Genomic DNA, 22382 nt, shown 5'->3' with positions numbered 1-22382 from the left:
CCCGCGCGCGGGCGCGCCGCTCTACCTCAGCCCCCCGCGGCGGGCCGCGCGCCGCGCCCCCCCCCCCGCCCCCGGGGGGGGGGGGGCCCCCCCCCCCCGGGGCCGGCCGGGTCGGACTACCGCGGCGCCATCCGGTCCACCACGTCCGTGTGCCCCTTCAGCCAGGCCGCGACGGCGTCCTCCTCGTGGCCCTGGCCGCGCTGCTTGATCTCGCTCTCCAGGGTGCCGAGTTCGTCCTCGCTCATCTTGAAGTTCTTGATCCACCGGGTGAGTTGCGGGTACTGCTCCGGGAACTTCTCGCTGGAGATGGTCCGGATCGTGTTGCCCTCACCGAAGAGCTTCTTGCCGTCCGCGAGCTTGGTGAGCTTGTACTCGCTGTAGGCCCAGTGCGGGGACCACAGGGCGACGGCGACGGGCTGCTTCTTGGCGTACGCGCGCTTCAGCTCGGCCAGCATGGCGGGCGTGGAGCCGTCGACGACCTTGTACTCCTTGTCCAGGCCGTAGCCCGGGAGCACCTTCTTCTTGAGAAGGTTCATCTCACCGGTACCGGGCTCGATACCGATGATCTTCCCGTCGAAGGTGCCGGCCTTGCCCTTCAGGTCCGCGAGGGACTTGACGCCCTTCACGTAGGACGGCACGGCGATCTCCAGCGAGGTCGGCGCGTACCACGTGCCCAGGTCCCTCAGGTCGTTCTTGTGCTGGTCCCAGTAGTTCGACTGGGCGTAGGGCAGCCAGGCGTCGAAGTTGAGGTCGAGGTCTCCCGAGGCGAGTCCCGTGTAGACGGGGCCGACGTCCATCTGCTTGAGGTTCAGCTGGTAGCCGCGCCGTGCCAGCACGTTCTTCCAGAGGTAGGTGACGGCGACGTCCTCGTCCCAGGGGAACCAGGCCACGTCCAGCGGGCGCTTGGCCTCGGCCGGGGCGGCGGACGCGTTGCCGGTGGGGGCCAGCTTGTCGACGACGCCGGGGTTCTTCTTCAGCCAGGCGCGTACGGCGTCCTGCTGCTTGCCCTTGCCGACCTCGTTGATCTCGGCCTCGAGGTCGGTCAGTTGCTTCTCGGTCATCTTGAAGTTCTTCAGCCACTTGCCGACGACCGGGTTGTCCTGCGCGAATCCCTTGCGGGACAGCGTGTGCACGCCGTCGCCCCGGCCCCAGGCGCCCTTCGGGTCCTTGAGCTTCTTCAGCTTGTAGTCGCTGTAGGCCCAGTGCGGCGACCAGAGCGTGGCGACGATCGGCTTCTTCGCGGCGTACGCGCGCTTCAGCTCGGCCAGCATCGCCGGTGTGGAGCTGTCGACGACCTTGTACTCCTTGTCGAGCCCGTACGCCTTGAGCACCTTGCTCTTGAGCAGGCTCATCATCCCGGCGCTGGACTCGATGCCGGTGATCTTGCCGCCGAAGGTGCCGGCCTTGCCCTTGAGGTCCTCCAGGGAGTCGATGCCCTTCATGTAGGCGGGCACCGACAGCTCCAGGGACGTGGGGCCGTACCAGGAGCCCAGGTCGTCGAGCTGCTTGCCGTACTTCTTCCAGTACTGCGCGTGCGTGGTCGGCAGCCAGGAGTCGGTCTCGAAGTCGACGTCGCCCTGGGCGAGCGAGGTGTACAGCGGGCCGGCGTCGAACTGCTTGACGTCGACCTGGTAGCCGCGCTCCTCCAGGATCTCCTTCCACAGGAAGGTGGAGGCGACGCCCTCGTCCCACGGGATGTAGCCGATGCTGATCTTCTTGCCCTGGCCGACGTTCTCGCCGTCGGCCGCGGTGGACGCCGAGTTCGTGCCGCCGAAGAGGCCCATGCCGCCGGCGACCAGCGCCAGGACGACGACGCCCACGACCGCGACGGCGGGACGGGGCCGGTAGGACCAGATCCGCAGGCCCTGCGCGGCACGCAGCTTGGCGGCGGCGCGGCGGCCGAGCGGGGAGACCTGGGTGCCGAGGGCGCCGGTCATCCGGTCGAGGTAGATCGCCAGGATGACGATGGCGACGCCCGCCTCCGAGCCGAGGCCCACGTTCAGCTGGCCGATGGCCTCGTTCACGTCGCCGCCGAGGCCGCCGGTGCCGACCATGCCCGCGATGGCGGCCATCGAAAGGCCCAGCATGATGACCTGGTTGACGCCCGCCATGACGGTGGGCAGGGCCAGCGGCAGCTGGATGCGCAGCAGGGTGTCGCGCGGGGTGGTGCCGAACGCGTCGGCGGCCTCGACCAGTTCCTTGTCGACCTGCCGGATGCCCAGCTCGGTCATGCGGACACCGGGGGCCAGCGCGAAGATCAGGGTGGCCACGATGCCCGCGGGGGCGCCGGTGCCGAAGAACAGGATGGCCGGGATGAGGTAGATCATCGCGGGCAGGGTCTGCATGAAGTCGAGCACCGGGCGGACGATGCCGCTGACCCGCTCGGAGCGCGCGGCCCAGATACCCACGGGGACGGAGACGACGAGCGCGATCAGGGTGGCCACGAGGACGAGCGAGAGGGTCACCATCGCGTCCTCCCACAGTTCGAGGGAGTCGATGAAGGCGAATCCCACGAAGGTGAGGACACCCGCGGAGGTGCCGCGCAGCCAGAACGCGATCACCGCGAAGATGCCCGCGAGCAGGAGCGGCTGGGGGGCCTGGAGGACGGCGTTGATGCCGTCGTAGGTGCCCGAGAAGACGGTCTTGAGGAAGTCGAAGAGCCACGCCATGTGGTTCAGCAGCCAGTCGACGACGTCGTTGACCCAGTCACCGAAGGGAATCCTAGGCACCGGCCGTCACCGCCTCGTTCCGCGGCTGCGTACAGCGGCCGGGTTCGTCCTGTTCGTCGCCCAGGAAGGCGACGAGCCGGCGCCGCGGCACGACTCCGACCAGGTCGCCCTGCGGGTCGAGCACCGCGACCGGGTGCGTGAGGCGCGCGCTGATCGCGCACAGATCCACGAAGGAGGTGTCGGGCAGCGCGGTCTCGCAGTCGCAGTCGGCCTCGTCGCCGCGCACGCCGGTGTCCATGACGGCGCCCGCCGTCAGCACCCGGGAGCGGTCGACGTCCTGGGTGAAGGAGGCGACGTAGTCGTCGGCGGGGCGTACGAGGATGTCCTCGGCGCTGCCGATCTGGACGATGCGGCCGTCGCGCATGACGGCGATCCGGTCACCGAGCCGCATGGCCTCGTTGAGGTCGTGGGTGATGAACACGATGGTCTTCTTGAGCTTCTTCTGGAGCTCGATGAGCTGGTCCTGCATGTCACGGCGGATCAGCGGGTCGAGCGCGCTGAACGACTCGTCCATCAGCAGCAGATCGGCGTCGGTGGCGAGCGCGCGGGCGAGGCCGACGCGCTGCTGCATACCGCCGGACAGCTCGTCGGGCCAGGACTTCTCCCAGCCCGCGAGCCCGGCCAGCTCCAGCGCCTCGGTGGCGCGCCTCCTGCGCTCGGCGCCCGGTACGCCCTGGACCTCCAGGCCGTACGCCGCGTTCTCCAGGACACTGCGGTGCGGGAAGAGCGCGAAGTGCTGGAAGACCATGCTGATCTTCTTCGAGCGGACCTCGCGCAGGTCGCGGGCGCTGAGCGCGGTGAGGTCCTCGCCGTCGAAGCGCACCTGTCCCGCGGTCGGCTCCAGAAGTCCGTTGAGCATGCGCAGCAGCGTGGACTTGCCGGATCCGGACAGGCCCATGACGACGAAGATCTGGCCCGGGTCGACCGTGAAGGACGCGTCGATCACCGCGGCGGTGGTGCCGTCGGCGCGCAGTTCCTCGCGGTCGGTCCCCTGGCGGAGTCGTTCCACCGCCTCTTCCGGTCGTCTCCCGAACACCTTGTACAGATGCTCGGCCTCAAGCCTGGATGACACGTGTGCCTCTCGTTCGGACGCGTCGATCGGTCGGATCGGTGCGACGGGTCAGATCGGTGCGATCGCTGTGTGATCGCTGTGATCGGTTGAAAACGTGATCGGTTGAAAAAGCAACCGGGCGCTTTCCGATGCCGCGCCTGCCCTCGCTTACACGGAGCAAACACGAGAGTGGTCCAGGTCACTGTCAGTGGCGTACGGCATGATGCGAGGCGTGACCAGACGCCTGATGCTGCTCGACACCGCCTCCCTGTACTTCCGGGCCTACTTCGGGGTCCCCGACTCGGTGAAGGCCCCGGACGGCACGCCCGTGAACGCCGTGCGCGGGCTGCTCGACTTCATCGACCGCCTGGTCAAGGACCACCGGCCGGACGACCTGGTGGCCTGCATGGACGCGGACTGGCGCCCGCAGTGGCGGGTCGACCTGATCCCCTCGTACAAGGCGCACCGGGTGGCCGTGGAGACCGAGACCGGCCCGGACGAGGAGGAGGTGCCCGACACGCTCTCCCCGCAGGTGCCCGTCATCGAGGACGTCCTGGACGCGCTGGGCATCGCGCGCGTGGGGGTCGCGGGGTACGAGGCGGACGACGTGATCGGCACCTTCACCGGGCTCGCCACCGGCCCGGTCGACATCGTCACCGGGGACCGCGACCTCTACCAACTCGTCGACGACGAGCGGGGGGTGCGCGTCCTGTATCCCCTCAAGGGCGTGGGCACCCTCCAGCTCACCGACGAGACGTGGCTGCGCGAGAAGTACGGGGTCGACGGCTCCGGGTACGCGGACCTGGCGCTGCTGCGCGGCGACCCGAGCGACGGCCTTCCGGGAGTGCCCGGGATCGGCGAGAAGACGGCGGCCAAGCTGCTCGACGCCTTCGGCGACCTGGCCGGGATCATGGCCGCCGTGGACGACCCGAAGTCCGCGCTCACGCCGTCCCAGCGCAGGCGGCTCGACGAGTCCCGGCCCTACGTCGCCCTGGCACCCGAGGTCGTACGGGTCGCCGGTGACGTCCCGCTGCCCGACGTCGACACGGCGCTTCCGCGCGCCCCGCGCGACCCGGCCGCCCTGGACGCTCTGGCGGCACGCTGGGGTCTGGGCGGATCATTGCAGCGCCTGCTCACGACGCTCGACACCCGGGAGTCCTGAGAGAAGGCGTTCTCGGACCGTCCTCCCCGCCCGCGGGAACGGGATGTCCGGATGAGGGCATCGTCACGGTTTGGAGGGAGGCTCGATCCTCACCACGGGGGTACTCGAATCCCGGTGGCAGGAGCACGAAGGCCGTCTCTGCGAAGGGTGTCAACCGGGACGGAGATGCTAACTTAGGTGAGCCTAAGTCATTGAACGAGGAGGCCGTCATGGCAGAGCGTCCGGCACGCAGGCCCAGGAAGCCCCACTCCGCGCGCGTCGTGCGGACCGAGCGGCTCACTCCGCACATGCAGCGTGTCGTCCTCGGCGGCGAGGGCCTCGCCGAGTTCACCGCGGGCACCTGCACGGACCACTACGTGAAGTTGCTCTTCGCGGCGGACGGCGTCACCTATCCCGAGCCGTTCGACATGGAGCGGATCCGTGAGGAGTTCCCGCGCGAGCAGTGGCCCGTGACCCGGACGTACACCGTGCGGGCCTGGGACCCCGAACTGCGCGAGCTGACGCTCGACTTCGTGGTCCACGGCGACGAAGGCCTGGCCGGCCCCTGGGCGGCGCGGGTCCAACCGGGCGAGCTCGTACGGTTCATGGGCCCCGGCGGCGCGTACGCGCCCGACGCGAGCGCCGACTGGCATCTGCTCGCCGGCGACGAGAGCGCGCTGCCCGCGATCGCCGCCGCCCTGGAGGCACTGCCGGACGGCGCCGTGGCCCATGCCTTCCTGGAGGTCTCGGGCCCCGAGGAGGAGCAGAAGATCGACTCCGACGTGGACGTGGTGTGGCTGCACCGCGGTGACCGGCCCGTCGGCGAGGCCCTGGTGGAGGCCGTGCGCGCGCTCGACTTCCCGGACGGCCGGATGCAGGCGTTCGTGCACGGCGAGGCGGCCTTCGTGAAGGACCTGCGCCGGCTGCTGCGGGTGGAGCGGGAGATCCCGCGCGAGGACCTGTCGGTCTCCGGCTACTGGCGACTTGGGCACAACGAGGACGGCTGGCAGGCGGCCAAGCGGGAGTGGAACGCACAGGTGGAGGCGGAGCAGGAGGCGACCTCGGCCGCCGCCTCCTGAACCTCCTCGGACCGGGCCCCAGGGAGCGCCCGTACGGCCTGAACGTACGGACCGACCGTCACACCGCCGCCAGGGCCCGCCCGGGCGGCGGGGCACGGCACCCGGGACGGAGGACTCGGACCGCGCCGCACACCCCCCCTCGCCCGGTCGAGCGGCGCGCACCGCGGCGCCGCGCACATCCGGCCGGGGCCGCCGCCTTCCCGAAGCGGCCGCCGAACAGGAACGGCCTGACCACCGGCCGGATCAGGGCGACCAGCACGGACGCGAACCGCCATGCCTACGCCGCGAGTTGACGTCGCGTCATACGGCGTCGGGAGTTGACATCACGTCACACGACGCCGCGAGTCGACGCCACGTCGTGCGACGCCGCGACACGACGGCCGCGCTGGTCGCGCGTCACCGCGGGAGCGAGGCCGTCCGCACCCTCCCGCCGGATCCCGGCCCCCGCTCAACGGCGGCCCGGGCGGCGCACCTTCACCCCGGCAGCCCGGACAGAGCGCCGCCCGGCCGCACACGGCCGACCTCGCCGGACACCTCCCCCGCCGTCAGCCGCGCCGTCCCGCCCCGGAGTTCACCCTCGACGGCGCCCGGGGTTCCCTTGCCGCCGGGACGGTACGGCACGGCCCGTACCGTCGCTCGCGGCCCGCCGGGCGAGAGCGCCGGCCTCCTTTGGGCAGGGCGGGCAGGGCGTGGTGAGCGGGTGAACGGACCCCCGTCACCGGCGGGGCGGGCGCTCCCGCCCCGCGTCCCAGGTGCGCGTCCCGGGTCCGCGAGAGGGGCGTGAGCACTTCGGCGCGACTCGGACACGGCCGCGTCACGCGAGCGAAACAGGGCCTCCCTAATTTCTGTCACCCGACAGGAATCCGCGCCGAAGGCAGGTGCCACCGTGACCACCACCGCCCCCTCCGACGTACGCCCCGACCCGCCCCGATCCCCCGCCGACGGCTCGCTCACCTCGTTCGGCTACCGCCAGGAACTGCGGCGCAGCCTCGGCCGGTACGCCTCGTTCGCCGCCGGTTTCTCCTTCATCTCGGTACTGACGACCGTCTTCCAGTTCTTCGCCTTCGGGTACGCGTTCGGCGGCCCGGTCTTCTTCTGGACCTGGCCGGCCGTCCTGGTGGGCCAGCTGACCGTCGCCGCCTGCTTCGCCGAACTCGCCGCGCGCTATCCGCTCTCGGGCGCGATCTACCAGTGGTCCTCGCGCCTGTCGAACCTCTCCTTCGGCTGGTTCGCCGGCTGGATCATGGTGATCGGACAGATCGTGGTGGTCGCGGCGGCGGCCCTCGCCCTGCAGATGGTGCTGCCCGCGATCTGGTCCGGCTTCCAGCTGGTCGGCGACGATCCGGCGCCCACCGGTCCCGACGGCGCGGCGAACGCGGCGGTCCTCGGGGTGGTCCTGCTCGTCCTGACCACGCTGGTGAACGTCGTCGACAACCGGGTGATGTCGGTGATCAACCGGGTCGGCGTGACCGCCGAGATCATCGGCGCCGTGCTGATCATCGTCCTGCTGTTCACCCACTCCGAGCGCTCCCCCGGCATCACCTTCCACACCGGTGAGGGTGGATCGGGCCTGCTCGGGGCGCTGATGGTGGGCTCCTTCACGGCGGCCTACGTGATGATCGGCTTCGACAGCGCGGGCGAGATGAGCGAGGAGACGCACCAGCCGCGACGCACCGCGCCCCGTACGATCCTCACCGCGCTCGGCGCGGCCGGACTGCTCGGCGGCCTGATCGTGCTCGGCGGTCTGCTGGCCGCGCCCAGCCTCACCGACGGGCGTCTCGGCGTGGACGGCCTGAGCTACGTGCTGACCAGCAGCCTCGGGGACGGGGTGGGCCGGGCGCTGCTCGCCGACGTGGTGGTGGCCGTCGCGGTGGCGACGCTGGCCATCCAGACGGCCGCCAGCCGCATGCTCTTCTCGATGGCCCGGGACGGCCGGCTCCCCTTCTCCGGCCGGCTCGCGAAGGTCAGCCCGCGCACCGGTGTGCCGAGCGTTCCCGCGCTCACCGTCGGTGTCCTCGCCGCCGCCCTGCTGCTGCTCGACTTCGCCTCCCCGGAGGCCTTTCTGGCGATCGGCACCACCTGCATCGTGATGCTGTACCTGGCGTACGCGATGGTGACCGGACCGATGCTGGTGCGCCGGCTGCGCGGCGAGTTCACCGCGGACGGGACCGACGAGACGGGCGCCCCGCTCTTCTCGCTGGGCCGCTGGGGCGTCCCGGTCAACGCGATCGCCCTCGTCTACGGTCTGCTGATGAGCGTCGACCTCGCCTGGCCGCGCGCCGCGGTGTACGACCCCGCGGGCGGACACTGGTACTTCCAGTGGTTCACCGTGCTGTTCCTGGGGGCGACCCTGCTCGCCGGTGCGGCCTACCGCGCCTACCGGGCCCGGACGACGGTGGCGGAGGCTCCGGAGGCCGCCCCGGCCTCGTACGCCTGAGGACTTCCGGGGCCCCTGAGGGACCCTGAGGGCCGCTGAGTCCGGCGCTATCACCCCGGCCTCCGCCTCGCACGTCCGAGCGGGGGCGCCCCGCCCCGCCGCCGCCCGTAGGGTTGACCGGGTGAGACGCAAGACCAGGATTCCGCCCTCCCCCCTGCCGCAGCGCGAGGGCGTCGACCCCGTGCGCATCAGACTGCCGCAGGCCGGGGAGTGGGCCACGGTGCGGGAGTACCTGACGCAGCGGCTCGCGGCGGGGACCGGGGTGATCGACACGATGCTCGCCGACGGGCTGATCGTGCGGGCGGACGGGCGGCCGGTGGAAGCCGGCACGGCGTACGAGCCGGGGATGTTCGTGTGGTTCCACCGGGAGCTGCCCGACGAGGAGCGGGTGCCGTTCGCCGTCGACGTCGTGTACCGCGACGCGCACATCGTGGTCGCCGACAAACCCCACTTCCTCGCCACCACACCGCGCGGCAGCCATGTCACCGAGACCGTGCTCGCCCGGCTGCGGCGGGAGCTGGACATCCCGGCGCTGGGGGCCGCGCACCGTCTCGACCGGCTCACCGCGGGACTCGTGCTGTTCACCGTGCGGCCCGAGGAGCGCGGCGCCTACCAGTCGCTGTTCCGCGACCGGCTCGTCGCCAAGGAGTACGAGGCGGTGGCCCCGTACGACGTGGGGCTCGCCCTGCCGCGTACGGTCCGCAGCCGGATCGTGAAGGAGCGCGGGGTGCTGGCCGCCCAGGAGGTGGCGGGCGAGCCGAACGCCGTGAGCGGCGTCGAACTCCGGGACCGGCGTGGCGGGTTGGGGCGCTACCGGCTGGTGCCGCGCACCGGACAGACCCATCAGCTCCGGGTGCACATGAACGCGCTGGGCGTCCCCATCCTGGGCGATCCGCTCTACCCGGTGGTGACCGGCCCCGTGCCGGCCGGCGATTTCCGGCGTCCGCTCCAACTGCTGGCGCGGAAGCTGGAGTTCACCGATCCGGTCACGGGGCTGGCGCACCGGTTCGTCAGTGGGCGGGTGCTCCAGGCCTGGTCCGCGCACGACGACTGGGCCCGGTAGCCGGGCCCCGGCCCGCGGGCTCAGTACCCGCGCCACCACGCGAGGAAGCGCTGCCAGGCCCCGGCCGGCCGGGCGGGCGCGAACAGGGGTGGTGGTGGCGTCGTCATCGGCGCGGGTGCCGGTGCCGGCGAGGACGCCTCGGGACGCGGTGCGGACATCGCGGGCCGGTCGGTGCCGAGCTGCCAGGCCGGCCGCTGAGGCGGGGCCGGCGAGGCGGACATCACGTCCCGCACCTCCTCCGGCGGCTGCGGTTCGAAGTAGACCGGGAGCTCCACCAGGTGCCGTGAGGACATCGACGACCGCCAGCGCAACTCGTCCTCGTCACAGTCGAGTTCGACGTCGGGCAGTCGCATCAGGAGCGCCTCGACGCCGACGTCGGCGATGGCACGGCCGATGTCCTGACCCGGGCACTCGTGGGGTCCGCCGCCGAAGGCGAGGTGGGACCGGTTGCCCATCATGTCGGCCTTGAGGTCGGGGCGTACCCGGGGGTCGATGTTGCCCGGCGCGATGCCGAGGATCAGACCGTCGCCCCGCCGGATGGTCCGGCCGCCCAACTCGGTGTCCTGCTTGGCGAAGTAGCCGAGGACGGCACTGAAGGGAGGCTCGTCCCACAGCGACTGCTCGACCGCCTCGGGGACCGTCATCTGCCCGCCGTTCAGCCGGGCGCGGAAGCGCGGGTCGATGAGCACCACGCGCAACACGTTGGCGAGCAGATTGGCCGTGGCCTCGTAGGCGGCCAGCAGCACCAGGCGCAGATGCTGGGCGACCTCGTCGTCGGTGAGCCCGGCGGGGTGGTTGATGAGGTGGCCGGTGAAGTCGTCCCCGGCCTGGTCCCGGCGGCGGGCGGTGTGCCGGATCAGGATGTCCATGACGTACTCGTTGCTGGCGATCGCCGTCTCGGTGCCCTTGAGCAGGTCGCGGGTGGCCTGCACCAGACGGTCGTCGTACTCGTCGGGCATGCCGAGGATCTGGCACAGCACGGCCATCGGGAGGTGTTCGGCGAACTGTCCGACCAGCTCCGCCCGGCCCTTCTCGCAGAAGCGGTTGACCAGGATCTGGGTCGCCCGGTTGATGTGCCGCCGGATGGTGCGGTGGTTGATGGTCGACATGGCGCCCATGACCGCGCCGCGCAGTCGCAGGTGCTCGTCGCCCTCGGCGTGCGAGCAGATGGGCTGCCAGGCGATGTGCGGCGCGAGCGGGTGTTCGGGGCCGGCCGTGCCGTCCTTCACCGCGGTCCACAGCCGGCTGTCCCGGGAGAAGTGGGTGGGCGTGCTCACCATGTGCAGGTTCTCGGCGTGGCCGAGCACCACCCAGATCGGGACGTCGTTGTGGAGCAGCACGGGGGCGACCGCTCCGTGCTCGTCACGGAGTTCCTCGTAGAGGGCTCCCAGGTCGTCCGCCTCGGGGCCGTGGAGGCGGCGGAGTCCGCCGGCTCCCCGGCCGTGGGCGGGACAGCCCGGCGGCGGGTCGAGCACGAGGTCGTCGGTACCGGCCGGTGAGTGGGGTTCAGGCGTCACGATGATCGCTCCGAAACTGAAGTGGGTCCGGTGTCTTGGGGGGTGGAAGTGGGGCTGTGGGGGGGGTGCGGTCCGCGGCGCGGGTCAGCCCCGCGCGGGGGAGATCGCCAGCGAGTGCAGGAAGCGCATCAGGGTCATCAGGACGTCGCGGCTGGAGGCCCGGCGGCGCGCGTCGCACTTCACGATCGGGATCTCCTCCGAGAGGTCGAGCGCGGCGCGCAGGTCCTCGATCGGATAGCCGGGCGCGTCCGGGAAGTCGTTCACGGCGACGACGAACGGCACGCCGCGTTCCTCCAGACGGCCGATCACGTCGAAGCTGACTTCGAGGCGGCGGGTGTCGATCAGCACGACCGCGCCGAGCGCGCCCTCGAAGAGGCCGTTCCACAGGAACCAGAAGCGTTCCTGGCCGGGGGTGCCGAAGAGGTACAGCACCAGCTGCTCGGTGATGCTGATGCGGCCGAAGTCCATGGCCACGGTGGTGGCCGTCTTGGTCTCGGAGCCGTAGTTGTCGTCGATGCCGATGCCGGCCTGCGTCATGGTCTCCTCGGTGGTCAGCGGCTTGATCTCGCTGACGGCACCCACCATGGTCGTCTTGCCGACCCCGAATCCGCCCACGATCACGATCTTCACCGCGGCGGTCGCCGTGTGCGGCAGGTGGTCCTCGGCGCGCGGGCCGGTGATCGTGTCAGAGCTTTTGAAGTCCATGCATCACCGCTTCGAGGAGGGAACGGTCGGGGAGCGCCGAGCGGACGATCGGGGCGCGCGCCTGTACCAGTTCGGCCGTCAGCAGCTCGGTGAGCAGGACGGTCACCACGCTGAACGGCAGATTGAGGTAGGCCGAGAGTTCGGCCACGGACAGTGGGGCCTTGCAGAGCCGCAGCAGCACCGACTGCTCGGGCTGGGTGGTGGGCGCCGGAGGATCGGCGCGCGCCACGATCAGCGTGACCAGGTCGAGGTCGGCCCGTTCGCCGCCCTCGCCCCCACCGGTGAGCACGTACAGGCGCCCGGGGATCTTCGGGTCCGGCTCCTGTCCCTCCTGGGGGGCTCCCTCGGGGGAGGCTCCCTCGTGCGGGGGGCCTCCCTGGGGGACCTCGCGGGGCTCCTGGGTGGGCTGGCGCCGGCGGCGTTGCGGAGGAGTCATACGGTCTGCCCGTTGCGGCGCGGCGGACTGGTGAGATGCGCGCCGATCCGTGCGACGAGATCGCGCATGCGGTTGCTCATCAGACCGGGCTCCGCGGTCTGGTTGGCGAGGACGGCGAGATAGGCGTTGGCCCCGGCGGACATGAGGTAGAAGTAGCCGCCGTTGATCTCGATGATGACCATCCGCATCGTGCCGTCGCTGCGGGGGATCTCGCCCGCGACGGCTCCGGCCAGGCTCTGGAGTCCCGCGCAGGCGGCGGCGACGCGGTCGGCGGCGTCGGGGTCGCCGCCGTAGCGGGCGATGCGCAGTCCGTCGGCGGAGAGCACCACGATCTGCTGGATGCCCGGAACGCCGTCGGCGAGATCTTTGAGCATCCAGTCGAAGTTGCCTCGCTGCTGGATCACTTGAGGTCCCCCTCCTCGTCGGCCTCAGCAGGGGCCGGCTGATGGCTCTGGGTGAATGCGGTCGGGTCGGGGTCGCCCTTGAGGCCTTCCATGAACGCCTCGACCCACAGCCCCGGCGGGGGCTCCTCCTCCTTGGGGGCGGGTGCGGCGGCCCAGGGCGCCGAGGCCGCCGCGGCCTCGGCGGCCAGCTCGGCTGCGCGGGCCTCCGCGATCCGCTGGCTGAGCGGGACCTTGACCCTGCTGCGCCGCTGCGGCAGACCGCCCGGCGTCCACTCGGTGACCAGCGGTGCGTCGTCGTCCTGGGAGCCGTCGTTCGGCGACGGGATACGGGGTCCGGTGGTCGGGCGGCGCTTCTTCGGCTTGCGCTTGGGCCCCTCGACGCCGTCGGTGTCCATCGTCGGCACCGCGTTCACGCCGATGCCGTGTGCGAGACCGGGGGCGGCGTCCTTGGTGAGCATGTTGCTCGGCACCACGATGACGGCGCGGACACCGCCGTACGCGGACTGGCGCAGCGAGATCTTCATGTCGTACATCTTCGAGAGCCGCCCGACGACGGCCATGCCGAGCCGGGGTGCCTCGCCGAGGATGTTGAGGTCGACGCCGGCCGCGGCCTGGCGGAGCAGTTCCTCGATCTTCCCGCGGGCCTCGTCGCTGAAGCTGACGCCGGAGTCCTCGATCTCGATGGCGACACCGGTCTGCACGACGAGTGCGGTGAGGTGCACCTTGGTGGTCGGCGGCGAGTAGCGCGTCGCGTTGTCGAGCAGTTCGGCGACGGCGTGGATGACCGGTTCGACGTGGATGCCGTTGACGTTGACGTCGGCGATCGAGTGCAGCTCGATGCGGCGGTACTCCAGGATCCGGGACATGGCGCCGCGCATCACGCTGAACAGCGGGACGGGCTCGGGCCAGTTGCGCCCCGGGCGGCCGCCGCCGAGCACGGCGATGGAGTCGGCGAGGCGGCCGATCAGCGCGGTGCCGTGGTCGATGCGCAGGAGGTCGTCGAAGACCTCGGGGTTGCGCCCGTGGTCCTCCTCCATCTCGCGGAGTTCCTTGTTCTGCTGGTGGACGATCGCCTGGACGCGCCGGGCGATGTTGACGAAGGAGCGCTGGGAGGAGTCGCGCAGCAGGTCCTCGTCGTCCACGACCTTGAGCACGGCGCCGAGCAGATCCCGCTGTACGGCGGAGAGTTCGCCCGGGTCGCCCTTGCGCCGGCCGAAGTCGCGGGCCACGTCCTCGGGGTTGACGCCACCCCGCATGCGGCGGAGCGCGATCGGGAGGACCTCTGTGCGCAGGCGCACGAACTCCTGGTCGTGGGAGGCGATGCGCTGTTCGAAGTACGCGGTGCTGCGGGCGAGTTCGGCGCGCAGGTCACGGGCGTCGCGGCCACGGCGTACGGCTTCCGCCGCGACGGTGACGACCAGCAGCGTCGCGACGGCGCCGCACCAGCCGACGGCGGTCCTGGCCGGGCTCGTCACCACGGCGACGGCGGCCCCGGTCACCGCGGCCATCAGTATGGCCGGCAGCAACAGGACGCGCGCGTAGGGAAGTTCACGGCCACCGGGAGGCGATTGAACACTCACCATGTATGCCCTCTGAGACAAGTCGGCGGGGGGTCGGGGGGAGTTCGTGGGGGAAACTGCGTGGTCAAACCGAATCTTCGGAACTTTTGGGAACAAGCGCACGATTACATCTCAACTCGGTGCGCTGCGGGCGAGCTTAGTCCGACCGGATCATCGCCGTGTCATATTCGGCAAGCGCCTGAAATCGCCCGAGCGACAGGAGTACCCTCGGCTTTTTTGTACGCTCAGGCTTCACTCGAACACCCTGAGTAACAGGGCACGGGCAGCCGAAAACCCAGCCCCCACCGGGCGGTTCGTCAGATTCCGGCGATCCGCAGCGCCGCGTCGGCGGTGGCCTCGGCGAACGCGGACACGGGGCGGTCCGGGTCGGAGCGGTGCACGAGAATCACCCCTTCGATGAGGCCGAACAACAGATCTGTCCGCAGATCGAGCTCACTCTTGGCGAGCGCACCGCCGACGGCCGTCGCGGCCAGCAACTGCCGGTAGGTGTCCTTGAGTTCGGCCCGCACGGCGTGGAAGCCGGCGAAGCGCTCGGCACGCACCTCGGGCAGCAGGTACAGCCCGCCCAGGTTGTGCGGGCCGCCGCAGAGCAGTTCCACGTCCGTGCGGCACAGCTCCCACAACCGGCCCTCGGGCGCGGCCGCGTCGTCCGCGAGGAGCTGCCGGGCCAGCGCCAGCGAGGGCGTGACCGTGGACTCCAGGAGCTCGGCGAGCAGCTCCTCCTTGCCGGAGACGTAGTGGTACATGGAAGCCTGGCGCATTCCCGCCCGCTCGGCGACCGCCCGGGTGGTCGTCGCCGCGTACCCGCGGGTCGTGAACAACTCGGCTGCGGCGTCGAGCAGTTCGTCGCGCGGCGACAGACCGCTGTCCGGCCGCTGCGTCGCACGCGGCCGGCCGACCCGTCGTCCGCCACCGGCTCCCATGCGTTCGATCCTCGCACACGGCGCCGGTACCCGATCGCACCCCCGGAAGGGGCCGCGCGGCCGCGTGACCGACCGCGTCCGCTCCGGCCGCCGCCACCCGGCCGGCGCGGGTGAGGGATCGGTAACCGGACGGCAACGCGGGAGACACGGCGTCGAACTGCGGCGCTCCTAATTTCTGTCGGGCGACAGAAATCAACCGGAGCCGGAGGACCCGCGATGGCGACAGCGACCACGTACGGAGCACGCGACCACGCCCGCGCCCAGGAGGGCACCCGCGCCGAGGCCATGCCCGTCGTCCCGGCGAGCTCCTGGCCCGCGCCCCCCTGCGAGGCGGGCCACCTGGTGTGGGCGGAGACGGTGGCCGGCGGCAACTACACCCACCGGGTGCTGGCCCGCGGCACGGAACTCAGACTGACCGACCTGAGCGGCGACGCCTGCGCGCACCTTCTCCTCCACGCCGCCGACCGGCCCTGGGAGCGGCTGAACGTCGCGGACACGGTCAAGGTCCAGTGGAACGCGTACCTGGGCGAGGGGCAGCTGCTCCTCTCCGACCAGGGCCGCGTGCTCGCCTCGCTCACCGCCGACACCTCCGGGCGGCACGACGCGCTGTGCGGCACCTCCACGCTGGTCCGCAACACGCAGCGCTACGGGGACGGCGCGCCCCAGTCCGCCTCCCCCGCGGGACGCGAGCTGTTCAAGCTCGCCGCCGCCAAGCACGGCCTCGGACCCCGTGATCTGCCGCCCTCGCTCTCCTTCTTCCAGGGCGTGGCGGTACGCGACGACGGCTCCCTGGACTTCACCGGTTCGGCGGGTCCGGGCGGCAGTGTGACCTTGCGCGCCGAGCAGGACGTCACCGTGCTGATCGCGAACGTGCCGCACCCCGTCGATCCACGCCCCGCCTACACCAGCACCGCCCTCGAAGTGCTCGCCTGGCGGTCGGCGGCGACGAAGCCGGGCGACCCGCTGTGGGAGGCGACACCCGAGGGCCGCCGCGCCTTCCTGAACACCGTCGAGTTCCTGGCCTCTAGGGGGCTCGCATGAACGCGGACACGGGCACCACCACGACCGTCGCCTCCGGCCCCACCACGACGACCGACACCACCACGACGGCCGGCACCACCACGACGGCCGGCACCACCAAGACGGCCGACACCGCTGCGACGAGCGGCTCCGCGACGACCGGCCCGGGAACGACGGGCTCCGCGACGACGGGCGGCACCGGTAGCACGACCGTGGTGCCCGCGCGCGCCGCCTGGTCGTCCGTGATCCGCGCGGGCGAGACCCTCACCATCACCGACCTGCACGGCAACCAGGCCGTCGACTTCCTCGCGTACGACGCCCACGACCTGTCGGTCCGCTACAGCGCCCCCGACACGATCCAGGCGCAGGGGAACATCTTCCTGACGACCGGCAGCGTGCTGATGTCCGGCGAGCACACGCCCCTGATGACCGTGGTGTCCGACGACGTGGGCCGGCACGACACGGTCGGCGGCGCCTGCTCCAAGGAGTCGAACACGCTGCGCTACGGCCACCACACCTGGTCGCAGCACGCCTGCGTGGACAACTTCCTCGCGCGGGGCGCCCGGCACGGCCTCGGCAAGCGCGACCTCGTCTCGAACATCAACTGGTACATGAACGTGCCGGTCGAGAAGGACGGCACCCTCGGCATCGTCGACGGCCTCTCGGCCCCCGGCCTCGCCCTGACCCTGCGCGCCGAGCGCGACGTGCTGGTCCTGGTCTCCAACTGCCCCCAGATCAACAACCCCTGCAACGGCTTCGAACCGACCGCCGTGCGGATGAGCGTCGGGACGGCGGAATGAGCTTCGACACGCTGCTGGTCGCCAACCGGGGCGAGATCGCGGTCCGGATCATCCGCACCGCGCGCGAACTCGGCCTCCGCACGGTCGCGGTGTACTCCGACCCCGACCGCTCGGCGCCGCACGTCCGGCTCGCCGACGAGGCCGTCCGGCTGGGCCCGGCCCCCGCGAAGGAGTCGTACCTCGACGCCGACCTGGTCCTGAAGGCGGCCAAGGACACCGGCGCCGGGGCGATCCACCCCGGTTACGGCTTCCTGTCCGAGGACGCGTCCTTCGCACGGCGCTGCGAGGACGCGGGGATCGTCTTCGTGGGACCGACGCCGCGGCAGCTGGAGCTGTTCGGGGCGAAGCACACGGCGCGGGCGGCGGCCCGCGCGGCCGGTGTGCCGCTGGCCCCGGGCACGGGGCTGCTGTCCGGTCTCCCGGAGGCCCTGGAGGCGGCCGAGGACATCGGCTATCCCGTGATGCTCAAGGCCACCGGCGGCGGGGGCGGCATCGGTATGGCGGCCTGCCGCTCGGCCGGTGACCTGGCCGAGGCCTGGGAGCGCGTGCAGCGCGTCGCCGCCGCGTCCTTCACCTCCGCCGGGGTCTTCCTGGAACGCCTGGTCGAGCACGCCCGCCATGTCGAGGTGCAGGTCTTCGGGGACGGCCGGGGCCGCGTCGTCACCTTCGGCGACCGCGACTGCTCGCTCCAGCGCCGCAACCAGAAGGTGGTGGAGGAGGCCCCGGCCCCCGGGCTCCCGGCTCATGTGCGGGACCGTCTCGCCTCCTGCGCGCGTGAGCTGTGCGCGAGTGTCCGGTACCGCTCGGCCGGCACGGTCGAGTTCGTGTACGACGCCGCGCGCGAGGAGGCGTACTTCCTGGAGGTCAACACCCGCCTCCAGGTGGAGCATCCGGTCACCGAGGAGATCTTCGGGGTCGACCTGGTCGGCTGGATGCTGCGGCTCGCGCGCGGTGAGTCAAAGGTCGTGCGGGACCCGGGGCCGCCGCGCGGTCACGCCGTGGAGGCCCGGCTGTACGCCGAGGACCCCTCGCGCGAGTACCGGCCGAGCGCCGGACTGCTGACCCGGGTCGAGTTCCCCGGCGGGGTCCGGGTGGACGGCTGGGTGGAGACGGGCACCGAGGTGACCACCGCGTACGACCCCATGCTCGCGAAGATCGTCGCGTACGGCCCGGACCGCGCGCACGCCCTGGAGCGGCTGGACGAGGCGCTGGCCAGGGCCCGGGTCGACGGCGTCGAGACGAACCTGGGGCTGGTGCGGGCGGCGCTCGCCGACCCGTCCTTCCGGCGGGCGGCGCACTCGACGGCGACGCTGGCCGGGGTCACCGACCCCACGCCGCGCGTCGAGGTGGTCTCGGGGGGCACCCTCACCACGGTCCAGGACTGGCCGGGCCGCACCGGCTACTGGCAGGTGGGCGTGCCGCCGTGCGGACCCATGGACGACCTGTCCTTCCGGCTGGGCAACCGCGCCCTCGGCAACGACGAGGGCGCGCCCGGTCTGGAGTGCACCCTGCGGGGGCCGGCCCTGCGGTTCACGCACGCCGTGACGGTCTGCGTCACCGGTGCCCCGGCGCCGGTCACCGTGGACGGCGCGGAGGTGGCCCAGTGGAAGCCGGTGACGGTGCCCGCGGGAGCGGTGCTGGAGGTCGGCGCACCCACCGGACACGGCCTGCGCACCTATGTCCTCTTCGCCGGCGGAGGCCTGGACGTCCCGGCGTACCTCGGCAGCGCCGCCACCTTCACCCTGGGCCGGTTCGGCGGGCACGGCGGCCGGGCGCTGCGGACGGGGGACGTGCTGCACGGCGGATCGCTCACCGGCGCGACGGAGCCCGTACCGCCGGCCGACCGGCCCGTGTTCACCTCCGGGTGGCGGGTCGGCGCGCTCGAAGGCCCGCACGCCGCACCGGAGTTCTTCACCGAGGACGACCTCGACGACTTCTACGCGGCCGACTGGAAGGTCCACTTCAACTCGGCGCGCACCGGTGTGAGGCTGATCGGTCCCAAGCCCCGCTGGGCGCGTACGGACGGCGGCGAGGCGGGACTGCACCCTTCCAACATCCACGACACGCCGTACTCGGTCGGCGCCGTCGACTACACGGGCGACATGCCGGTGCTGCTCGGCCCGGACGGCCCCTCGCTCGGCGGCTTCGTCTGCCCCGCGACGGTCGTCAGCACGGAGCGCTGGAAGCTCGGCCAGCTCCGCCCCGGTGACACCGTGCGCTTCGCGCCGCTCGCCGACGACGGCTCGGCGCGGGCCTCGGTCGTTGACGGCGGGGTGCTGGCCCGGGACGGCGACGTGACGTTCCGCCGCAGCGGCGACGACAACCTGCTCGTCGAGTTCGGGCCCATGCAGCTGGACCTGGCGCTGCGGCTGCGGGTCCACGCGCTGATGGAGGCCGTGGCCGCGGCGGACCTCGACGGCGTCACCGATCTGACCCCCGGCATCCGCTCCCTGCAGATCCAGACGGATCCGCGCAGACTCCCGCAGCCTGCCCTGCTGGCCGCCGTACGGGAGACGGTCCGCGCGCTCCCGCCCACCGACCGGATCGTGGTGCCCTCCCGTACCGTGCACCTCCCGCTGTCCTGGGACGACCCGGCGACCCGCGAGGCCATCGACCGCTACATGGCGGGGGTCCGCGACGACGCGCCCTGGTGCCCGTGGAACATCGAGTTCATCCGCCGGGTGAACGGCCTGGACTCGGTGGACGACGTGTACCGCACCGTCTTCGACGCGGAGTACCTGGTGCTGGGCCTGGGTGACGTGTACCTGGGCGCACCGGTCGCGACACCGCTGGACCCGCGGCACCGCCTGGTCACCACGAAGTACAACCCGGCCCGCACCTGGACCGCCGAGAACTCCGTCGGCATCGGCGGCGCCTACCTCTGCGTCTACGGCATGGAGGGGCCGGGCGGCTACCAGTTCGTGGGACGGACCACCCAGGTGTGGTCGGGGTGGCAGCAGCGCGGCGCCTTCGAGCCGGGCTCGCCCTGGCTGCTGCGCTTCTTCGACCGCATCAGGTGGTACGCCGTGGAGCCGGACGAACTCCTCGCTCTGCGCGCCGACATCGTCTCGGGGCGCTTCGTGCCCCGGATCGAGGAGGGCGAGTTCTCGCTCGCGCGCCACCAGGAGTTCCTCGCCGCCCATGCCGAGTCGATCGCGCGCTTCCGGGCCCGGCAGGGCGCCGCGTTCGGCGCGGAGCGGGAGGCCTGGGAGGCGGCGGGCGAGTTCGACCGGGCGGACGCCGCCGCCGCGCCGGTGCCCGCGGCCGCCGAGGTGACCGTCCCGGCGGGCGGCCTGCTCGTCGAGGCCGAGTTCGCCGCGTCCGTGTGGCAGGTGAACGTCGGGCCGGGCGACCGTGTCGCCGCCGGCCAGCCCCTGCTGGCACTGGAGGCGATGAAGATGGAGTCCAGGGTGTCCGCCCCGATGGACGCGGTCGTGCGGCAGGTCCTCACCAGGCCGGGCGCCCAGGTGGAGGCCGGCACGGCCCTCGTGGTCCTGGCTCCCGCCACCTGACGGCACACGCGCGGTCCGCGCGCCCGCGGTGCACAGCCGCCGCCCGCCCGACCGCGTCCGCGGAACGACGAACGACGAACGAGGAGCGACCCATGTCCGCCCTGACCCGAGTGCAGTCGGCCTACGCCCGTATCGAGGCGGTCGACCGCCCCGAGATCTGGATCGACCTGCGTCCTCGCGCGCAGGCCGAGCGGGAGGCCGAGGACCTCGACGCCCGCGTCGCCGCGGGCGAACACCTCCCCCTCGCCGGCCGGCTCCTCGCCGTGAAGGGCAACATCGACGTGGCGGGCCTGCCGACCACGGCGGGCTGCCCGGCGTACGCGTACGACCCGCGGGCGGACGCCCCCGCGGTCGCCCGCCTGCGAGCGGCCGGCGCCCTCGTCCTGGGCACCACGAACCTGGACCAGTTCGCGACCGGTCTGGTCGGTACCCGTTCCCCGTACGGGGCCGTGCGTGGCGCCTTCGACCCGGCGCGCGTCAGTGGCGGCTCCAGCTCCGGATCGGCCGTGGCGGTGGCTCTGGGCCTGGTCGACCTCGCCCTCGGCACCGACACGGCCGGTTCCGGCCGCGTCCCCGCCGCCTTCAACGGCATCGTCGGCCTCAAGCCGACCCGCGGCCTGGTCCCGGCCACCGGCGTCGTCCCGGCCTGCGCCTCCCTGGACTGCGTGACCGTCTTCGCCCGTACGCTCCCGGAGGCCGAACAGGCCCTCGCGCACCTGGGCCGCCCGTCCGGACGCGCGCTGCCCGTCCTCCCCCCGCGCGCCCCCGGCCCATGGCGCGTCGCCGTCCCCCCGACGGCACAGCTCGGCGAGCTGGACCCGGGCTGGGCCGAGGCCTACGAGGCCGCCGTGGCCCGGCTCGCCGCGACGGGAGCCGAGGTGCGCACGCTCGACCTCACCCCCTTCACCGAGGCCGCGGCGATGCTCTACGAGGGCGCGTTCGTCGCCGAGCGCTACACGGCGGTGGGGAGCTTTGTCGACAAGTCGCTCGCCGAGGGGGTCGCGGGTCTGGACCCGACCGTCGCGGGAATCATCACCCGTGCCCGGGACATCCCCGCCCACCGGCTCTTCGCCGACCAGGACCGGCTGGCCGCGCTGCGCCGGCGGGCCCTCGCCGGCCTGGGTGACGCGGACGCGCTGCTGCTGCCGACCGCGCCGGGCCACCCGACCCTGGCGGAGGTCACCGCCGACCCGCTGGGCGCCAACGCCCGCCTGGGGCGTTTCACCAACTCCACGAACCTCTTCGACCAGGCCGCCGTCGCCGTTCCGGCGGGCACCGTGGGCGGACTGCCCTTCGGGGTCATGCTGGTCGGCCCCGCGTTCACCGACGAACGCCTCGCCCGGATCGCCACCCTGCTCCGGCCGTGGACACGTGTCGCCGTGGTCGGCGCCCATCTGACGGGCCAGCCCCTGAACCCACAGCTCCTCGCCCTGGGCGCCGAGTGGGAGCGTACGACGGCGACGGCGTCCGCGTACCAGCTGCACGCCCTGGCCACCACACCCCCCAAGCCCGGTCTGGTCCGCACCGGCGCGGGCGGGGCCTCCATCGAGGCGGAGGTGTGGCGGCTGCCCGCCGAGGGCCTCGGGCGCCTGCTCGCCGAACTGCCCCCTCCGATGGCGCTCGGCCCGGTCGAACTGGCCGACGGCACGTACGTACCGGGCTTCCTGTGCGAGCCCTGCGCGCTGGAAGGCGCCGAGGACATCACCGAGTACGGCGGCTGGCGCGGCTACCTGCGGACACGCGACTGAGCCGCTGACGCCGGCGTCCGGTCGACCGACCCACCGAAGCACCCACGCGGCGGTCTGGCCGCGCGACGACGTGTCAACGTATCGACGTGCTGACCAGCGGCCTGCCGGTCCATCCGCCTACCCACGCACCGGCGTAGCGGCCTACCGGCTTACGAAAGTGGGGGGGGGCGCGGGGGCGCCGCGGGCCCGAGGGTGTCGGGTGGGTGGGGTCTGCGCGCCCCGCCGCAGGTCTACGCC

General features: G+C 72.3%; 16 protein-coding genes and 1 pseudogene. 8 read left to right on the top strand and 9 right to left on the bottom strand.

The window, feature by feature from the left end:
• Positions 1-116 precede the first annotated feature (116 nt).
• The gene (locus ACFV2J_RS16360; protein ID WP_385093076.1) at positions 117-2729 is read right to left on the bottom strand and encodes an ABC transporter permease/substrate binding protein; all 2613 of its coding nucleotides are present in this window, start codon (positions 2727-2729) and stop codon (positions 117-119) included.
• Positions 2722-3801 carry a glycine betaine/L-proline ABC transporter ATP-binding protein gene (locus ACFV2J_RS16355; RefSeq protein ID WP_385439235.1) on the bottom strand — a complete coding sequence of 360 codons (1080 nt, stop codon included), beginning with the start codon at positions 3799-3801 and terminating at the stop codon, positions 2722-2724. Before ACFV2J_RS16355 ends, ACFV2J_RS16360 begins: the two co-directional genes overlap by 8 nt.
• A gap of 202 nt (positions 3802-4003) precedes the next feature.
• On the opposite strand from ACFV2J_RS16355, the gene ACFV2J_RS16350 reads away from it, so the two are divergent.
• Together ACFV2J_RS16350 and ACFV2J_RS16345 are read left to right on the top strand one after the other, a co-directional pair.
• Positions 4004-4942 carry a 5'-3' exonuclease H3TH domain-containing protein gene (locus tag ACFV2J_RS16350; protein WP_385084896.1) on the top strand — a complete coding sequence of 313 codons (939 nt, stop codon included), beginning with the start codon at positions 4004-4006 and terminating at the stop codon, positions 4940-4942.
• Positions 4943-5151: 209 nt separating this feature from the next.
• On the top strand, positions 5152-6000 hold the full coding sequence (locus ACFV2J_RS16345) for a siderophore-interacting protein (protein ID WP_385439232.1): 849 nt from the start codon (positions 5152-5154) through the stop codon (positions 5998-6000).
• Between the two features lie 474 nt (positions 6001-6474).
• Here the strand turns inward: ACFV2J_RS16345 and ACFV2J_RS16340 are convergent, their stop codons facing one another.
• The gene (locus tag ACFV2J_RS16340; RefSeq protein ID WP_385084882.1) at positions 6475-6621 is read right to left on the bottom strand and encodes a hypothetical protein; all 147 of its coding nucleotides are present in this window, start codon (positions 6619-6621) and stop codon (positions 6475-6477) included.
• A 265-nt stretch (positions 6622-6886) separates the two neighbouring features.
• Between ACFV2J_RS16340 and ACFV2J_RS16335 the strand changes: the two genes are divergently transcribed.
• Together ACFV2J_RS16335 and ACFV2J_RS16330 are read left to right on the top strand one after the other, a co-directional pair.
• Positions 6887-8437 carry an amino acid permease gene (locus tag ACFV2J_RS16335; RefSeq protein ID WP_385084880.1) on the top strand — a complete coding sequence of 517 codons (1551 nt, stop codon included), beginning with the start codon at positions 6887-6889 and terminating at the stop codon, positions 8435-8437.
• 121 nt (positions 8438-8558) lie between these two features.
• Positions 8559-9500, top strand: a complete 942-nt coding sequence (locus ACFV2J_RS16330) for an RluA family pseudouridine synthase (protein WP_385084878.1) — start codon at positions 8559-8561, stop codon at positions 9498-9500.
• Positions 9501-9520: 20 nt separating this feature from the next.
• On the opposite strand, the gene ACFV2J_RS16325 is transcribed toward ACFV2J_RS16330, so the two are convergent.
• The 6 genes from ACFV2J_RS16325 to ACFV2J_RS16300 form a co-directional block, all read right to left on the bottom strand.
• Positions 9521-11017, bottom strand: coding sequence for a cytochrome P450 (locus ACFV2J_RS16325; RefSeq protein ID WP_385084876.1), 1497 nt, complete (start codon positions 11015-11017; stop codon positions 9521-9523).
• An 84-nt stretch (positions 11018-11101) separates the two neighbouring features.
• Positions 11102-11722, bottom strand: coding sequence for an ATP/GTP-binding protein (locus tag ACFV2J_RS16320; protein WP_385084874.1), 621 nt, complete (start codon positions 11720-11722; stop codon positions 11102-11104).
• Entirely contained in the window at positions 11703-12158 is a 456-nt protein-coding gene (locus ACFV2J_RS16315) for a DUF742 domain-containing protein (protein ID WP_385084872.1), read from the bottom strand. The genes ACFV2J_RS16320 and ACFV2J_RS16315 overlap by 20 nt, the downstream gene beginning before the upstream one ends.
• Positions 12155-12562 (bottom strand): roadblock/LC7 domain-containing protein, encoded by a 408-nt coding sequence (locus tag ACFV2J_RS16310; RefSeq protein ID WP_148007708.1) that lies wholly within the window; start codon positions 12560-12562, stop codon positions 12155-12157. Before ACFV2J_RS16310 ends, ACFV2J_RS16315 begins: the two co-directional genes overlap by 4 nt.
• Positions 12559-14145, bottom strand: a complete 1587-nt coding sequence (locus ACFV2J_RS16305) for a sensor histidine kinase (RefSeq protein WP_385084870.1) — start codon at positions 14143-14145, stop codon at positions 12559-12561. The genes ACFV2J_RS16310 and ACFV2J_RS16305 overlap by 4 nt, the downstream gene beginning before the upstream one ends.
• A gap of 293 nt (positions 14146-14438) precedes the next feature.
• Positions 14439-15065: a TetR/AcrR family transcriptional regulator gene (locus ACFV2J_RS16300; protein WP_385084868.1), complete on the bottom strand. Its 627-nt coding sequence runs from the start codon at positions 15063-15065 to the stop codon at positions 14439-14441.
• 216 nt (positions 15066-15281) lie between these two features.
• Here ACFV2J_RS16300 and ACFV2J_RS16295 point away from each other — a divergent pair, with 216 nt between their 5' ends.
• The 4 genes and pseudogenes from ACFV2J_RS16295 to atzF all read left to right on the top strand — a co-directional run.
• Complete coding sequence (locus ACFV2J_RS16295; protein WP_385084866.1) at positions 15282-16106, top strand: urea amidolyase associated protein UAAP1; 825 nt, start codon at positions 15282-15284, stop codon at positions 16104-16106.
• On the top strand, positions 16103-16885 hold the full coding sequence (locus ACFV2J_RS16290; protein WP_385084864.1) for an urea amidolyase associated protein UAAP2: 783 nt from the start codon (positions 16103-16105) through the stop codon (positions 16883-16885). The genes ACFV2J_RS16295 and ACFV2J_RS16290 overlap by 4 nt, the downstream gene beginning before the upstream one ends.
• Positions 16882-20397: a 5-oxoprolinase/urea amidolyase family protein gene (locus ACFV2J_RS16285; protein ID WP_385084862.1), complete on the top strand. Its 3516-nt coding sequence runs from the start codon at positions 16882-16884 to the stop codon at positions 20395-20397. The genes ACFV2J_RS16290 and ACFV2J_RS16285 overlap by 4 nt, the downstream gene beginning before the upstream one ends.
• Positions 20398-20477: 80 nt before the next feature.
• Positions 20478-22145: pseudogene (gene atzF / locus ACFV2J_RS16280) on the top strand (allophanate hydrolase); the annotation flags it as partial.
• Positions 22146-22382: the final 237 nt, after the last annotated feature.

Source organism: Streptomyces sp. NPDC059668 (genome assembly GCF_042734135.1).
Lineage (GTDB): Bacteria > Actinomycetota > Actinomycetes > Streptomycetales > Streptomycetaceae > Streptomyces.
Note: the sequence above shows the minus strand (reverse complement) of the source record. Positions and strands in the feature narration are given on the sequence as shown.

Excerpts from the sequence above, each read along its gene's own strand:
- ACFV2J_RS16350 (WP_385084896.1), top strand. The coding sequence starts at position 4,004 with ATGCGAGGCGTGACCAGACGCCTGATGCTGCTCGACACCGCCTCCCTG.
- ACFV2J_RS16345 (WP_385439232.1), top strand. The coding sequence starts at position 5,152 with ATGGCAGAGCGTCCGGCACGCAGGCCCAGGAAGCCCCACTCCGCGCGC.
- ACFV2J_RS16320 (WP_385084874.1), bottom strand. The coding sequence starts at position 11,722 with ATGGACTTCAAAAGCTCTGACACGATCACCGGCCCGCGCGCCGAGGAC.
- ACFV2J_RS16315 (WP_385084872.1), bottom strand. The coding sequence starts at position 12,158 with ATGACTCCTCCGCAACGCCGCCGGCGCCAGCCCACCCAGGAGCCCCGC.
- ACFV2J_RS16305 (WP_385084870.1), bottom strand. The coding sequence starts at position 14,145 with ATGGTGAGTGTTCAATCGCCTCCCGGTGGCCGTGAACTTCCCTACGCG.
- ACFV2J_RS16300 (WP_385084868.1), bottom strand. The coding sequence starts at position 15,065 with ATGGGAGCCGGTGGCGGACGACGGGTCGGCCGGCCGCGTGCGACGCAG.
- ACFV2J_RS16295 (WP_385084866.1), top strand. The coding sequence starts at position 15,282 with ATGGCGACAGCGACCACGTACGGAGCACGCGACCACGCCCGCGCCCAG.
- ACFV2J_RS16290 (WP_385084864.1), top strand. The coding sequence starts at position 16,103 with ATGAACGCGGACACGGGCACCACCACGACCGTCGCCTCCGGCCCCACC.
- ACFV2J_RS16285 (WP_385084862.1), top strand. The coding sequence starts at position 16,882 with ATGAGCTTCGACACGCTGCTGGTCGCCAACCGGGGCGAGATCGCGGTC.